Annotated in this window: 13 protein-coding genes; all 13 read right to left on the reverse strand. The window is 36.1% G+C overall.

The genetic code is table 11. From position 1 onward, the window contains the following. Positions 1 to 11: 11 nt before the first annotated feature. The 13 genes from IPM56_09580 to IPM56_09640 all read right to left on the reverse strand — a co-directional run bounded on the left by IPM56_09580 (position 12) and on the right by IPM56_09640 (position 15,440). Complete coding sequence (locus IPM56_09580; protein ID QQS38162.1) at positions 12 to 863, reverse strand: hypothetical protein; 852 nt, start codon at positions 861 to 863, stop codon at positions 12 to 14. A gap of 96 nt (positions 864 to 959) precedes the next feature. Then, a complete protein-coding gene (locus tag IPM56_09585; GenBank protein ID QQS38163.1) occupies positions 960 to 3,353 on the reverse strand; it encodes a DNA internalization-related competence protein ComEC/Rec2 in 2,394 nt (797 codons plus the stop codon). Then, positions 3,350 to 4,240 (reverse strand): metalloenzyme, encoded by an 891-nt coding sequence (locus tag IPM56_09590; protein ID QQS38272.1) that lies wholly within the window; start codon positions 4,238 to 4,240, stop codon positions 3,350 to 3,352. The genes IPM56_09585 and IPM56_09590 overlap by 4 nt, the downstream gene beginning before the upstream one ends. A 31-nt stretch (positions 4,241 to 4,271) precedes the next feature. Beyond that, a complete protein-coding gene (locus IPM56_09595; protein QQS38164.1) occupies positions 4,272 to 4,736 on the reverse strand; it encodes a D-tyrosyl-tRNA(Tyr) deacylase in 465 nt (154 codons plus the stop codon). Next, positions 4,733 to 5,581: a peptide chain release factor N(5)-glutamine methyltransferase gene (gene prmC, locus IPM56_09600; protein QQS38165.1), complete on the reverse strand. Its 849-nt coding sequence runs from the start codon at positions 5,579 to 5,581 to the stop codon at positions 4,733 to 4,735. Before prmC ends, IPM56_09595 begins: the two co-directional genes overlap by 4 nt. Before the next feature lie 30 nt (positions 5,582 to 5,611). Continuing rightward, the gene (locus IPM56_09605; GenBank protein ID QQS38166.1) at positions 5,612 to 6,340 is read right to left on the reverse strand and encodes a PEGA domain-containing protein; all 729 of its coding nucleotides are present in this window, start codon (positions 6,338 to 6,340) and stop codon (positions 5,612 to 5,614) included. Continuing rightward, entirely contained in the window at positions 6,324 to 7,460 is a 1,137-nt protein-coding gene (locus IPM56_09610; GenBank protein QQS38167.1) for a PQQ-binding-like beta-propeller repeat protein, read from the reverse strand. The genes IPM56_09605 and IPM56_09610 overlap by 17 nt, the downstream gene beginning before the upstream one ends. Beyond that, on the reverse strand, positions 7,457 to 10,276 hold the full coding sequence (locus tag IPM56_09615; GenBank protein ID QQS38168.1) for a BamA/TamA family outer membrane protein: 2,820 nt from the start codon (positions 10,274 to 10,276) through the stop codon (positions 7,457 to 7,459). The genes IPM56_09610 and IPM56_09615 overlap by 4 nt, the downstream gene beginning before the upstream one ends. A gap of 51 nt (positions 10,277 to 10,327) precedes the next feature. Then, a complete protein-coding gene (locus IPM56_09620; protein QQS38169.1) occupies positions 10,328 to 11,362 on the reverse strand; it encodes a bifunctional phosphoglucose/phosphomannose isomerase in 1,035 nt (344 codons plus the stop codon). Between the two features lie 7 nt (positions 11,363 to 11,369). Further along, positions 11,370 to 13,136 carry a phosphoenolpyruvate--protein phosphotransferase gene (ptsP, locus tag IPM56_09625; protein ID QQS38170.1) on the reverse strand — a complete coding sequence of 589 codons (1,767 nt, stop codon included), beginning with the start codon at positions 13,134 to 13,136 and terminating at the stop codon, positions 11,370 to 11,372. Continuing rightward, on the reverse strand, positions 13,133 to 13,399 hold the full coding sequence (locus IPM56_09630; protein QQS38171.1) for an HPr family phosphocarrier protein: 267 nt from the start codon (positions 13,397 to 13,399) through the stop codon (positions 13,133 to 13,135). The genes ptsP and IPM56_09630 overlap by 4 nt, the downstream gene beginning before the upstream one ends. Next, on the reverse strand, positions 13,399 to 14,391 hold the full coding sequence (locus IPM56_09635; protein ID QQS38172.1) for a polyprenyl synthetase family protein: 993 nt from the start codon (positions 14,389 to 14,391) through the stop codon (positions 13,399 to 13,401). Before IPM56_09635 ends, IPM56_09630 begins: the two co-directional genes overlap by 1 nt. Continuing rightward, on the reverse strand, positions 14,391 to 15,440 hold the full coding sequence (locus IPM56_09640) for a type 2 isopentenyl-diphosphate Delta-isomerase (GenBank protein QQS38173.1): 1,050 nt from the start codon (positions 15,438 to 15,440) through the stop codon (positions 14,391 to 14,393). Before IPM56_09640 ends, IPM56_09635 begins: the two co-directional genes overlap by 1 nt. Between the last annotated feature and the right edge of the window lie 24 nt (positions 15,441 to 15,464).

A 15,464-nucleotide genomic window follows, 5' to 3' on the forward strand; every position in this document is an offset into this window, starting at 1 on the left:
TTCTCTTTTTTTTAGTAGTTGACAATTCCGCCAAGAGATTTAAACGCCTCAAGAGTATTTTTTAAAGCTCGTTTATCATCAGCATCGATTGTATTGTCTTTATATCCGGTTCTTCCTTCAATTCTGAATTTGGCAGAACCTGAATTAATTATATGATCAATTACTGTGTAGTTTTCCTGGTTCAACGGCATCTCACACCACTCCCAGTATTGCCCGCTGCTGCTATCAATGTATACTTTTTGAGGGGAAATTTTATAAATCCTGTCATCTACCTTAAAGTTGTAAGTATGAATATTCAAAAGCTTGGTAGAAATATTCTGAATCCTCAATAACAAATCACTTGCACGCGGCTTGTCTTTATATTTTCTGAAGTATAAGAAAAATCCATTTTCATTTGCATACCTTGGAACTGTTCTGTCCCTGTAGTATGTAACCTTTTCGTTAACATCATAACTGGAATGCATCGCTTCAATGCTATATTTTGTTTCAGTTTTTTCGGGCTTGGTTTCCGGCTCTACAGGTTTGGTCACCTCAACGTTTTCCTTTATGCTCTCGATCATATTCTCAACCCGCTGCATTAGATACTTCCCTTCCCCTGCTTCTCTCGAATTCGGATGTTTGTGGATTAAAACACCCAGGTTTTCTTTTGCTTTAAAATATTCGCCACTATTGAAGTAAGATTTCGCTTGTTTGAGAAGTAATGTAGGGCTGTACCGGAATTCATCCAGATCACGGGTAAGTTCAGCGATTTCGGATTTCAGTCTTTTATTTTCATCCCTTAGGGATTGGTTTTCGTTTTGGTTCCACCAGATAATAAAAAATATAACAACTGCAGCTAAAATAACCGTGCTTGCATATTTCATTTGATTGTGACTCCGAAATATTCAACAAAACAGTTTTAAATTGTTTAAATAAATCCCTGAAACAACATAATAAATTTGAAAGTCAATGGGAATCCGTTAAAAATTCTTCCACTCGATGAGAGAGAATTCCCTTCCATCTGAACTTAAAATAATCGCACCGGATTTATCTGTCCTGAGTATACGTGAATAATCATCAAGCGATTGTAAAACAATATCAGATGGATGATTAAATTTATTCTGAACTCCTGCACTTATCAAACTAATTTCTGGTTTTACATAAGAGATAAATGATGGTGTCGAACTCGTCTCACTTCCGTGATGTGCAACTTTCAGAACATCCGACTGCAGAAAAGTTTTATACTTATTTGCGTAATAGGTTTCGGCAGCTAATTCAATATCGCCTGTAAAAAGTATTTCTGAATCTCCATAGACAAGTTTGAAAACCCCGCTTTTATTATTATGACTGAAACCTGCGTTGTTTACATACTGACTAGTAAGGAAATAAATTTTAGCAGAACCAAACTCACGCACTCCGGTCGAATAGTCTTCAAACGGGATTTGCATTTTTTTAAGATATGCTTCAAATCTCAAATCCTTATTACTGGAACTATCAGTTTGTGGTTTAAAAACTTTTTTTATCCTGTTGTTGTAAATCAATGAAACGAATCCCGCATAGTGATCGGAATCAAGATGTGAAATAAATGCATAGTCAATTTTATTTATACCAAGATAATCGAGCAGAGGAATTATTATTCGTTCTCCTGCATCAAAAAAATAATTTGCATCACCTGCATCGACTAACGCTGTTTCACCATTTGGAAATTTTATCAGAATAGCGTCACCTTGTCCAACATCAATCACCATAACATTCAAATTGCCTGGAACCAGCACTTCTTCATTATCGAACGAAGTAAAAATAAAAATATTCGCAGCGACCAGAATAACAAAAACAATTTTTGAAATATTATTTGTAAATCTTTTTATAAAGCAGATAATGAATATGCAATGAACGTAAAACACCAGCACATCTATCATTGAAAAATTTTTAACCGGAGTAAAAGCAAAACTAAGATTGCTGCTGAACCTAACCAGTTCAAGCATCATCGAAGTCAGAAGCATATTTGTTTCAGCCGAGAGAGAAGCAATCAAAAACGACAGGGGTGAAATACACAAAGTTAAAATTCCAATGGCGATTATAACCCCTGCCAGCGGTATTACAATAAGGTTTGCCATAAGACCGATCAACGATATTTTTCCAAAATACATTAACGTAAGCGAAAGAGTACCAATCTGTGCAGCAAATGAAACAATAGATAATATGAGTATGTTTTTCAGAATCCCGCTTTTAATAAAACCTGAGTTAACTACCCTTGTAAGCAGCGGAACAAATACGGCAATTGCAAGTACTGCTGAAAAGGAAAGTTGAAATCCGGGATTGAAAAGTTCTTTATAATCAAACAGCAGAATTATTGCTGCCGCAATTGCCAGTGAATTATAAATATTACTGCTCCTGCCGGTTAGCTTTGCTAAAATGAAAACGATTGCCATTACACAAGCCCTGAAAACCGATGGAGGTGAATTAGTAATTAGAAGAAAAGAAAGAATACCGGCAATTGTCATTAGCATTCTAATTTTGATGTTAAATCTTCCTGTCAGTAAAATAAAGATCATTAGTATGTATCCGACATGGAGTCCGGATACTGCTAATATGTGCACGACTCCTGAATCTATAAAATCATTTTTTACTTCAGCATTGATTTCTGTTCTATCGGCTAATAGCAAACCTCTGAGCAATCCGGAAGTCTTTCTGTCGTGCAGTTCGCTGATTCTTGAATCAATAGATGTTCTTATATCATGTATTGTCGATTTGAAGAAGTCGTACTCATCGCCCAGGATTTTGAGATCGTCTGTAGTAGTTAAAGTTATAACGCCGCTAATATCTTTCGATTCAAGATATTTCCTGAAATCAAATTCCCCGGGATTCCGCCGCTCTCTGCCGCTGGAGAATGTGCCGCTAAGTTCGATGATGTTTCCCGGGTAAATCTTGTTGTAAATCGAATCCAATTTTTTTAGTTCGGTATCGTAAATTCTGCAGATTAAATTTAATCCCGTAAAGAAAGTATTGTCGTTAACTTGTAAAGAATCACATTCGACCATAAACTGAATCGATCGTTCCCTCTTCAGTTCGACCGAGGTTATTTTTCCGGTTACTTTAACATTTTTTTCACGATGAATATTAAGTGTTTTGACTGAATCTTTTTCTAAAGCCAAAATGCTGCCCGCAATAAAACCGATCAATACAATTGACAGAACTTTTAGTTTCTGAGAGTTTAGCGTTGATTTTAATTTTAGAATCAGGAACAGAATTGCCACAACAATAATCACTATTGCTGCAGGTAAGAATGCGTCAATAAAAGGATTGACAAAAACTGTGAAGATGATTCCGATAATTAATGACGCTGTAAATAGTATTACAGGGTAACCTCTCATTTAAGTATTGAGATAATTGCCGGTTTGATATCGTATAGATGTTTTATTTGTTTTTTCAGAACTTCTGAATACCTGCCTGCTGTAATTGCCAGCGCGGGATTTAGTGTATGAGTCTTAACAGAAATATCTTCAAGGTTCCCGTGGTCGGAACAGATTACAAGTGTGAAATTATTTTTTTTTGATTCTTCTATTAAAGTTTTCAGGAAAATATCTATTTCATTAAATGTGCTATCAAAGTTTTCTTCAAGCCTGCCGTGTCCGAGATGATCAGTTAAAAAATATTCAAAGAGAGTGAAATGATTTTTTAATGATATTCTTACTAACCTTTTGGCAGCAACAACCGGAGAAATGATTTTTAATTTATACCCCAGTTTTTTATTCCATCTTTCATTTGTTATTTCTGCCGTAAGCGCTTTGCCGCTTCGAACTTCTGCAGATTTGTTGAGTTTCATATTTGAAAGAATACAACTTAATGATGTAACGCTCAGCCGTTTTTTTCCCGAGTCGATATAATCAAAGAACACTTTTGGATAAGCATTTGCAAAAAATACTTTTTTCTTTAATCGCTTTAGTTCAATGAAAATATTTTTTTCTTTTATCAAAGGTACTAATGTTGAATAAGGATAGGGTCCAAAATGTTTCCCAATAAACTGAGAAGCATTAAATCCGCAAAAGATAGATGTTTGTCCCGTACCGCTTTGCGGCAATCCATCAACACCCATTAACGCATCAACAGGAAAGAGCTGAATGTCATTACTGGTTAGTTCAGGGTTTTTAAGTGTGGGGACTGTGCCAAAATTTTCTAAAAAAGTTTTAAAACCATATTTAACAAACGGGTTCCTTTCAGGATCATCCGCACCAATCCCGACTCCGTCGATAAATACCATTAAAACTGGAAAACTTTTTGTTGTGCTAATTTTAATTCGCTCCATCGTTTTTGGATTCAACTATTAAAGTTACCGGACCATCATTAATAATTTTTACTTTCATCATAGCACCGAATAAACCGGTCTTAACCTTTTCTTCACCAAGATTAGAGATAACTCTTTTAATAAATTTTTCATATAAAGGAATAGCAGTTTCAGGTTTTGCTGAAGAAGTAAACCCGGGTCTGTTCCCTTTCCGGGTATCACCGTAAAGTGTAAACTGCGAAATAATTAATACTTCACCATTTACATCCTTCACTGAAAGATTCATTTTTTCATTTTCATCCTCAAAGACTCTGAGATTGCAGCATTTATCCGCAGTGAAATTAATGTCAGATTCCGTATCATCATCTTTTACGGCTACCAGCAGTACCAAACCTTTTTTTATTTCTGCAGAGTATCCATTTGCCTGAATAAACACTCCGCCTTCACTTACTCGCTGAAGTACTACTTTCAATTTTTGATTCCTCTTATTACCCGATTAATATTCTGATAATCTTTTCTAAAAATTATTTCACTGAAACTGTTTGAAGTCATGATTTCTTTTACTGCTAAATCCTGGTTCTGTCCGATTTCAAAATACAAATAGCCGCCTGACTTAAGCAAGTTTCGGGCTTTTTCACAAATCACTACATAAAAAGAAAGGCCATCAGCCTCATCCGTCAGCGCAATAGAAGGTTCATATTTAAGCTCCTTCTGAAGTTCCGGAAATTCTTGTACAGAAATGTATGGTGGATTTGAAACTATTATATCGTACTTAAGATTGTCATCTGAATAATTTTTAATGTCTGATAATAAAAAATCTATACGGTCATTTACTTTGTTTTGAATAGCATTTTGTTTTGCTACTTCCAACGCGCCTTTACTTATATCGATTGCTTTAACTTCAAACCGGGTCGATGAAACCGCAAGTGATACAGCTATATTTCCACTGCCTGTTCCGATATCAAGAATTTTTAATCCACTCTTATTTTTGTTTTCTTCAAGAATCAATTCAACCATTAACTCGGTTTCAGGACGTGGAATGAGTACTGATTTATTTACATTAAAATTTAATCCGTAGAATTCCACGCTTCCAATTATGTATTGAAGTGGTTCAAAGATACTTCTCCTCCTGAGGAACTCCCTGTACATTGAAGTTTCTTCTGCTGAGAGAGGTCGATCAAATGAAAGATATAATTCTAATCTTTTACATTTAAGAACACTTGCTAACAACAGTTCCGCATTGATTCTTGCTGATTCAATTCCTTTTGAATCGAGATATTGTGCAGAGAGTTTAATAGCTTCTAAGACAGTCAGCATAACAGAAGATTGCAGGTCATAATAATAAAATTACTCGATGAGTATGTGGTAGATAAGAAATCCAAAATTGATCTGAAGTGCGCCAAATAGTAACCCGCTTATTAAATCGTATTTTCTTGTTTCTTTCAGAGAATCACCATTTCCGGTTATCTCATAATCTTCAAATTTTTCATCAGCTTTTATTTTAAAATATGCGGAAGTTCCTCCCAGCACAACTATTCCTCCTAACATAATTTTAAATAAATCTGTTTGAAAAAAATTTTTTTCATCTTTCATTCCAATATAATCTAATTCATAAACAGTTCCCGGCAGAACATCGGAGATTCCAATTGTTTGTGACTCATAACCTTCTTTACGCAACAAAATATTTCTGTAACCTTCTTTCAAGCGCAAGGGTGTGTATCCGATTAATGTGTCGTTTAGAAGAACCTCTGCATTTGATGGATTACTTTGTATTAAAAAGTCAGATCTTAATTTGTATGAGAGATTGAGTGTCTGACACCTTGCAACATTTATTGTGTCCATAATCGACTTTGCATCCCACCTGTCACTGTTTTCCATAATCAATAGTACATGAACACCCGGTTCAATTTGTATCTCAATTTTATTTCCTGTTCCAATCAAAGTATCATTGAGATAGAAATGTGTGTCCTGATAATCTGAATTAACAATCAGCTTAGTTTCACAATCTTGTGCTAATAAATTCACGCAAGAGAATGAAATAACAATTACGAGAAAATAATTAATTAGTGATTTCATAAGCCTTAAGTATTCCGCTGTCATAGCCGACTAACAATTTACCATCAACAATTACAGGTGTATGTTTTACTCTTCCGTCTATTTCAAAAGTTCTTTCAAGACTGCCGCTGAATTTATTGACATAAAATATCCTGCGATTCAGATCAGGTACTACTAATTTATTTTCAGTGACAAGCGGTGATGCGTTCAGCACACCATCTGTTTTTAATTTCCAGTTAAGAGAAAGATCACCTGTGCTTAAGGAAAATAATTCACCCCTCAAATTGCCGATGTAGAGATTATCATTTTGTATTGACGGACTCATTAGTATTCGGGCACCGGAATCAAATCGATTTAATATTTTTCCAGAGCTAATATCAAATTTGTAAACAACACCTGAGTTATCCGACAAATAAAAATTTTTTCCGGAAATAGCTGATCCGGAAAAAACAGGTTCACCAATAATTATTTTATACTTGATAGTCCCTTTTGTGTGATCGATACAAATCAATTCGCCTTCATCATTAGCGAATAACAGGTAGGTTTCATCTGCTGAGGGAATACTCCTGGTTGAAGTTTTTGTATCAAGTTCCCAAACCTTTTGACCGATAAAATTGAATTTGTAAACCTTACCGTTTTCTGTTGTGAATAGCACACCGTCTTCCACTTTTATTAATTCAGTTATCATTAAACCATCGACTATGGTTTCATCCTTAATCTGACCATTGATGTAATCATAAAATACAACGTTGCTCTCATCTTCTCCGGTAATGGCTGAAACATAAATTAGTGAGTTCCTGTTTATTACCGGTGCGGAGTAAACACATCCTTTATTTTTTATCTGTCCTAATCTTTTTCCGGTGTATATATGAATGCAGTATATCCTTCCGCTTAAATCGTTAACGAAAGCGAAAGAATCATAAACTGTAACTGCGTTTGAAGGAAAACTTCCGTTTGTGCTGTATTCCCAAAGTTCAACTAATGAATCTCCCGGCGATTCATTTGAAATAAATTCCCGCCCTGGAGTAGAACCATACATCGACCTGGAATCATCACCCTTGCGCGGCGCGATTTTTATTTGCGAAGGAATACATCCCGCAATAAATAACAGTGTCAATGCTATTAAGAATTTCTTTTTCAAAAATCCCATCCAAAAAAGAATTGATAGAACAATCCCGGTTGAAATGTTTTAAAATTATTTTCTATTTTTTTACCCATATCATAACGGAGAACAAGCAAACCAAAAAGATTGAATCTTATTCCGGCTCCGACACTGCCGAGTGTTTCCTTATACTCCGTATCCCAAGCACCGCCGGCATCAAAAAATGTTGCCGCTCTGATTGAAAAGAAACTCAATCCGAAAATCGGGAATTGGATCCGGAGATGATCGATTAATGGATACCTTAATTCAAGTGAAGATATCCATAACTTTTCACCTCTTATTGACCAGCGCGGCCAGCCTCTCAAATCCCAGCTTCCACCCATAAAATATCTCCTTGCTTCTTTACCTTCATTATAAAATAGTGCGGAGCGGAAAGCGATAGCAGACCTGAGTCCAAGCCTGAAATAATGCCTGTAATCTGCAATGACAGTGAAATAATTTACGTTGCTGTACTTAACATCACTTGTGTAACCAAGCAGCAGCCGTGCTCTAATTCCATCAAGCGGACCGGAAGGACCCCAGATTGAGTTATCCATCACATAAGAAAGAGAATTACTAACGAGTGTCGCCTTTCTTTCCAGTACTCCGGTTATTATCTGCTTATCGGAATTAGCAATTGTCATTGAAGTTTCCAATCGTTGAAATTTCGACAGCGGGAAATTCAATAAGAAAAACCCGCCGAAACTTCTTTCAAAATAATACTCTTCCGATTCGCGGATATCATACCTTCTTCCGCTGAAATGAAAAATTCCGTAACCATAATTAGCTCTTTTGCTCAGATCAATTCTTTCAATGGCAACGTTAAAACTTTTAAGGAAATCACTTTGCACTTCAGCAGTGTTGTAAAGCAGGAAGAAATAATTATCATCACCTAACAGATCACTTAACGAAAGAATAGCACCGCCGCGTGTGCCGTAAATCGGATCAGTTGTTACCTGGCTTTGAGCATAATCAAGTGTGTATTCTTTTTCGTATCTGAGTTTTTCTCTTTCTGATCCGGCAATATATTTTTCCGGCTGCCATGTACCCGTTACTGATGTTTTGTCGAATACTAACTTTTCATTGTTCGCTGTAGTATCAGTTTTAATTTCACTTACATAAAGATTAAATGAAAATTTTTCAAACCCGCAGAAGGACAACCTGTTACCCGGCATTACTGAAGGATTAAACGCACTTGTAAGAAATGATGTTACTTTGGTTACTTCAGTTGAGTAAATGCCGTTCAGTATATCCATCTGCCATATATTTCTCACTCCATCGTAGTCGGAGCTAAAATAAAGAGATCCGCCATCTTCGGAAATTATGGGAGTATAATTGTTACAATTAAGATTTGTAAGATATTTTATCTCACCTGTTGAAATATCAATTGAAAAAATATTGTACTTCTTTTCATTCTCCCCGGATGTCCTGTCCGATGAAAAAATTATTTCGTTGTTTCGAATGCCCCCTGAAGGATCACGATCATCGTAAATATCATTTGTCAACTGGATTAAATAGCTGGTCTCAATATCATAAATGTAAATATCGCTGAATCCTTTTTTATCGGTTGCCTGAAAAACTACTCGCTTATCATCATTTATAAATTTTGGGGATGTTATGTTAATTAGTTCTGTCTGTTGAAAAGTTTTTATTATTTCATCTTCCTGAATAGAATAGAAATGTATTACATCAGTTGGACCTGATTTGGTCACGAATGCCAAAACTCCGTTTTCAGAAATATCTATGCCTGATTGGAAAAGATGAAATGCTTCAAGTTCATCAGTCTTTTCACCGCGCAGAACCAGTTCGGGATCAGTATCTAACTGGAATTCATCCGTCAGTTCAACCCTGTATAATGAAGAATATCCATCACGGTTTGCCGGAAAGTATAGATAGTCTTTATCCTCATTCCTGTAATAAACAGGAGAAAAATTAAATCCTTCATCTGTTATTTTTTTTGCAGAATATTCTACCGGAACTCTGTCCACGAACAGCGGATAATATTTTTGTTTAAGAAAATACAGCCACTCTGAATCTATATCTTCGATCCTTTTTCCCAAAGTATGTTCTATAACTTTTTCAAAATCTGTATACATCCAGAAATTCTCGATGAATAACATTACTTTTTCTTCACCGTATTTTTCTTCAACAAACTCAAGGAAACTCTGTCCTTCTTTATACATTAGAAATGAACCGAAGATTACATAAATATCGTCAAGCCCGACAAAATAATTATTTATCACCGCGTCTCGCATTACCATTTCTGCCTGTGCATCAACTTCGGTTGAATAGTATTCGGCAAGACCTTCAACAAACCACAATGGAGGCAGAACATCTGTCCGCATTCTTCGGTCAAGCAAAATCCTGTAAATTTTCGTCACCATAAAAACGTGAACAAGCTCGTGACGTATAACATGCCTGAAATCATGAAGCGAACCGGTTGAAGGTATTACAACCCTTCCTTTCAAGAATTCAAAAAAACCGCCGACACCATCGGGAATGAAACCCGGGGTTGTATTCGTCTGTTGAAAGTGTAATGATGTGTTATAAAAAATGAGAGGAATTTTCTGCGTTACAACATGATTGAATTTGACTTTCAGCTCATCGTAAATCTCTTCAGCATAATGCCCGCCAATCTGAGCCATTCCTTCCATATCATCATAATAATAAATATCAAAGTGTTCGGTGCGGAGTATCTTCCAGTCAAATTTTTCATACTGCACTTTATTTCTGCCAAAGAAATAAAATTGTGCCGGTACGCATTCACTCAGCAAAACAAAAAGTATTGCAGCAAAGAGGAGATTTTTTTTCAACAATAGTTTACCTGGTTATTCGGGAATCCGGTGAGCCATGTTAACTAAGATAAATTATTCCAATCTTTTTTTAAGTGTATTGATGTTGTCAATTTCAGATGGATCATAACCTCTTAACAAGGCTGTGTAATAAGTTATCCAATCACCTAAAAAAATCAAATCCAATATTCTTACCTTTAAATCTTTCTGATCACTTTTCAATTCCAGGATTTCAGCACCCATTGAACTGATGAGTTCTGAGCAGATGGAAAACCTTTTTAATACCTGGGGATGGTAAGATTCATCAACCACAAAAATAACTTTTGAATTAAGATTTTTAGGAAGATAAGATTCCCACCCGATGATTTCATTGTGGTTCATTTCGGGTAGTACATTATGAAATGCATGCAGTTTGGAGTTTTCATTGAACTGACATTTCAACCTGTAGCCGGCAGCTTCGGTGATTCCTGAACAGGTATATATAACAGGAATAAATCCAAGCATTTGGCAAGCAAACTCGAAAGCGGTATTCCCTTCCTTTGAAAATTCAAGCCCGCGTTTTTTCCAAAGAGATACAACATTTTTAACTATTGAGTTTTGTTTATCAATCAGTGAAAGATTCTGAAGGATTTTTAACAAGGAAAAGAAACTTAGACCAAGAGAATATCTCGGTTGAAAACCCGGCTGTAATTTCACCAGAGGAAGTTTATTTGCTTTTGCAATTTCTTCAACTTTTCCTCCTGTAGATACGCAAACTATTTTACATTTTTTCTTCAGACCTTCTTTCAGAACAGAAACGGTTTCTTCTGTATTTCCCGAATAAGATGAAACTATTAACAATGTATTTTTATTTGCGAATGATGGAAGTGAATAATTCCTGTTTACAACCACAGGTACTTTTAATTCATTGTTCAGGAAATTTACAAGTAAGTCAGCGCTTATAGCTGAACCGCCTAAACCGGAAATTACAATATTCCTTACCTTCTTATCTTTTAATGAAGCAAGAGGATATTTATTACTCCACGCAAACTCAACCTGTTTATACGTATTGATGAGAACCTCAAACTGGTTTTGAGGATCATATTTTTTTACATATTCTTTAATTGTCATTTAAATCCTATAAAATATTTCTTGTTCTGAATATTGAATTATCTTTAAAAAATCTTTCAACTCTGTCTACAATTTCAACTTCGTGAGTATATGAAAGGCATTCTTCGGCAAGATCCTTAGCTTTTTTAAATTCAATCGAACTGATGATTCTTTTAGCATACAGAATTGTAGCTGGAGACATACTCAACGAATCAAGTCCAAGACCTAACAGAAGAGGTAATGCTAATGTATCCGCAGCCATCTCACCGCACAGACTTACCGGTTTATGTTCCTTTTTTGCTTCGGCAACAATATGACTTATAGTTCTTACAACCACCGGACTAAATTCCTGGTATAAATCCGAAACAAGGTCATTACCGCGATCAACCGCCATCATATATTGAATCAGATCATTTGAGCCAATACTTAGAAAGTCAACTTCACGTGCAAATTCACGCGCCATAACTGCGGCAGATGGTACTTCAACCATTATCCCGAGTTTTAAATTTTTATCGTACTCCATTTTTTCAGAGCGTAATTCTTTTTTGCATTGCTCAATTATTCCCTTGGACTGATGAATTTCATTTATTGTCGACACCATAGGAAGCATGAACATTATATTTTTGTTCTGGCTGGCGCGAAGTACTGCACGAATCTGAGTTTTAAACAAAACCGGATTATTCAGCAGCAGTCTTATACCGCGCATACCTAAGAAGGGATTTGGTTCCTGAAAATCCAGAAACCTGAATTTATCTCCGCCAATATCGTACGCTCTTATTGTAAGAGGTTCAGGATAAATTCTTGAAGACAGATTTGAATAAATACGAACCTGTTCATCTTCACTTGGATATTCGCCAACTTCGTCAAGGATCTGTTCAGTACGGTAAAGCCCGATTCCCTTAGCGCCGCAGGTGATCACCATATCAATCTCACCGGAAACATCTACGTTTGCAAGAAGTTTTATTTCCTTTCCATCTTTAGTTAAGGCTTTTTTCTCTTTGTATTCCTCAAGTCCTTTTTGAAGATCAACATGTCTCTGTTTTTTTTCTTTAAAGAAAATAATTTGTTCTTCTGATGGATTAAGAAGTATGTAACCGTGGAATCCATCAACAATAATTGTATCACCTTCTTTAATTTTTGTTGTTGCGTTGTGTGCACCAACAACCGCAGGAATATTAAGCGAACGAGAAATAATAGCGGCATGGGATGTCAATCCGCCGTGATCTGTAACAAAACCCTGTACATTACTTCTCGATAACAAAATTGTATCAGCAGGTGTAAGCGTATCGCTTACAACGATCATTCCCTCAGAGATTTTTGACTGCCATCGTTTCTTCTGAAGATTCCTGATGATTCTGTTTTTTATATCCTCAATATCATTCGCACGGTCTTTCATGTAAGACTCGTTTGATTTTTTCATCAGCTCCTGGTATTTACTTATCTCATCATTAACAATGTACTCGGGCTGTTTACATTCTTTTTCAATTCTCGATTCTATATTTTTTAGAAGAACGGGGTCATCCAATATCATTACCTGCGCTTCGAAAATAGCTGCCCTTGTTTCCTCCATTTTTTCTTTTGCTATGGCAAATACTTTATCAAGTTCCTTCTTTGATTTTTTCAGTGCTTCTTCAAAATTTCTTTTAGCTTCATCAATATCTGTAATCGGGCTGTCATTAATCTCAAGTTTTTCTTTTGTGAACAGATAAGTTTTCCCAATAACAATACCGGGTGCGGCGGCAATTCCGGCGATTTTATTTTCAGCTTCCTTATAAATTTTTTTAAAGCTTCTCATAATTCGTCAAACCCCCGGTTGAAATAATCAATAATTTCCTGTGATGCAGCTTTTTCATCCGGACCATCAAATGACAATGTCAGCTCTGAACCCATCGCAGCAGCCATAGTCATCACCCCGATTATACTTTTCCCGTTGATGTTTAGTCCATCGCGTGAGATAAAAAAATCGCACTGATATTTAGATGCTAACTTAACTATTGTCGCAGCCGGACGTGTGTGAAGCCCTGCCTGATTTATTATTTTTACAGTTACTTCGATCATCAACTGATCCTGTTAATTAAAGAATGAGCCAGCCATTCAAAAAATTCCTGGTCTGATTTGCTTCTAAGAAATTTTAGTTTGCTTAAAGCTTTAGTAGTATATTTTTTTATATCCTTTTTTGCATCCACGGTGATACCAAGTTTTTCATAAAGGTTTTTATATTCCAGAACTTCAAGCCCGGAAATACCTTTATTCCTAATAACATTTTGCAGTTTAGTTCTGTCTTTCCCTTTTGATTTCTCGAGCGCTTTGAGGAACAGATATGTTTTTTTTCCTTCAATTAAATCTCCGCCAATTTTTTTCCCTAAAGCTTTTTCATCTCCAAGGATATCAAGCAAATCGTCCTGTATCTGAAACGCGATTCCAATATTTTTTCCGTATGATGCAAGTGCTGCTACTTCTTTATCAGAACCACCGCCGAGTAATCCACCTATTGTACAGCACATCTCAGCCATTGCCGCTGTTTTTTTTGTGATCATAACAAGATAATCATTAAGTGAAACTGATTGAAGTGTTTCAAAATCTTTATCCATACTCTGACCTTCGCAGATCTCTATCAGCCCCGTTGTAAATGCAGACATCACTTCCTTTGTTTTACCGTTACAATCCTTTAATAAAAGTTCGTATGCGATAGAAAGAAGACTGTCACCGACAAGTATTGCTGTATTTGTATCATACTTTTTATGCAACGTCAATCTCCCCCTTCTCTTATCAGCATTATCCATAATATCATCATGAACTAAAGTAAAATTATGGAGCAGTTCAACTGCAAGAGAAGCATTGTACACTTTTGACGATCTGCCGCCGACAGCTTTAGCGGAAAACAAAACCAGAATAGGTCTTAGTCTTTTCCCGCCACCGTCAAGAATGTAACTTCCGGGAGAATAAAGTGAATCAGGCTTTTTCCCCGCTAAACATTTTTTAAGAAGTGAATTTATTTTGTTCCGTTCTTTTTCGTATGATTCCTTGAATCTGGAATTTTGTTCCCGCATTAATAAAGTACTTCCCTTCTAATTAATTTGTTCTTCTGAAAATCTTTGATGCTCTTTGAACCTGTAAGGAACATAATTTTTTTTAGATCCTCAAACCAGGATTTTATTAAACTTGTTACGCCATCCACTCCGGTTTTATCAAGTGCCTGAAGAATCGGACGTGCAGATGCCGTCATATCTGCACCAAGTGCTATAGCTTTTGCGCATTCTTCGGCTGTGCTTATTCCGCCTGAACCAACCAGGTAGAACGAATATTTCTTCTTAAGTTTTTGGACTTCATTTATACAATAAGAGGTTGGTAAACCCCAATCCCAAAAATGATTTTTTTCTGACTGAGTTTTCTGTCGCAGGATTTCCACTCCTGCCCAGCTTGTTCCGCCGGCTCCACTAACATCAATACCTTTTACACCGCATTCAAGCATTTTTTTTGCGGATGAATATGAAATCCCGCTGCCAACTTCTTTGATAATAACCGGAACTGAAAGTGCCTTAACTAATTTTGTAATTTTTTTTCGCAACCCTTTAAAGAAAATTTCACCTTCGGGCTGAAGCAATTCCTGTAAAGGATTTAAGTGAACTACAAATGCATCTGCTTCGACTAAATCAACCAGCACCTGGAATTCATACAATGATTTTGATAAAACAACCTGAGCCGCCCCGATATTTCCAAGTAATGGAATTCCTGGCGCTCTTTCCCTGATTACTTTGTAACTGTGATGATACTGTTGATTCTCCAACGCCTGTCTTTGACTGCCGACACCTAATACAATGTTAAGTTGATTCGCTGCTTCTGCTAATTGAGAGTTTATGTTTTCAGCTTCACCTGTTCCGCCGGTCATACAGGAAATGATAAATGGATAATCGATTTTCTTCGAAAAAAATTTTGTGCTAAGATTTATCTTTTCTATTTCGACTTCAGTAACAGCATCATGTATGAATTCATACTTTTCAAATCCATTGGTTTTATTTATGAATGCGACTTTGTCAGTCAAACATAATTCGATATGCTCCTGTTTTCGTTTTGATGTTAAATCGGGATTCTCCGTCATGCGAGTCCGTGTTAAAGCCTTCAT

The sequence above is a fragment of the Ignavibacteriales bacterium genome, from assembly GCA_016700155.1.
GTDB lineage: Bacteria > Bacteroidota > Ignavibacteria > Ignavibacteriales > Ignavibacteriaceae.

Bases quoted from the DNA above. Each gene is read 5' to 3' on its own strand.
- IPM56_09580 (QQS38162.1), bottom strand. From the start codon at position 863: ATGAAATATGCAAGCACGGTTATTTTAGCTGCAGTTGTTATATTTTTT.
- IPM56_09585 (QQS38163.1), bottom strand. From the start codon at position 3,353: ATGAGAGGTTACCCTGTAATACTATTTACAGCGTCATTAATTATCGGA.
- IPM56_09590 (QQS38272.1), bottom strand. From the start codon at position 4,240: ATGGTATTTATCGACGGAGTCGGGATTGGTGCGGATGATCCTGAAAGG.
- prmC (QQS38165.1), bottom strand. From the start codon at position 5,581: ATGCTGACTGTCTTAGAAGCTATTAAACTCTCTGCACAATATCTCGAT.
- IPM56_09605 (QQS38166.1), bottom strand. From the start codon at position 6,340: ATGAAATCACTAATTAATTATTTTCTCGTAATTGTTATTTCATTCTCT.
- IPM56_09620 (QQS38169.1), bottom strand. From the start codon at position 11,362: ATGACAATTAAAGAATATGTAAAAAAATATGATCCTCAAAACCAGTTT.
- ptsP (QQS38170.1), bottom strand. From the start codon at position 13,136: ATGAGAAGCTTTAAAAAAATTTATAAGGAAGCTGAAAATAAAATCGCC.
- IPM56_09630 (QQS38171.1), bottom strand. From the start codon at position 13,399: ATGATCGAAGTAACTGTAAAAATAATAAATCAGGCAGGGCTTCACACA.
- IPM56_09635 (QQS38172.1), bottom strand. From the start codon at position 14,391: ATGCGGGAACAAAATTCCAGATTCAAGGAATCATACGAAAAAGAACGG.
- IPM56_09640 (QQS38173.1), bottom strand. From the start codon at position 15,440: ATGACGGAGAATCCCGATTTAACATCAAAACGAAAACAGGAGCATATC.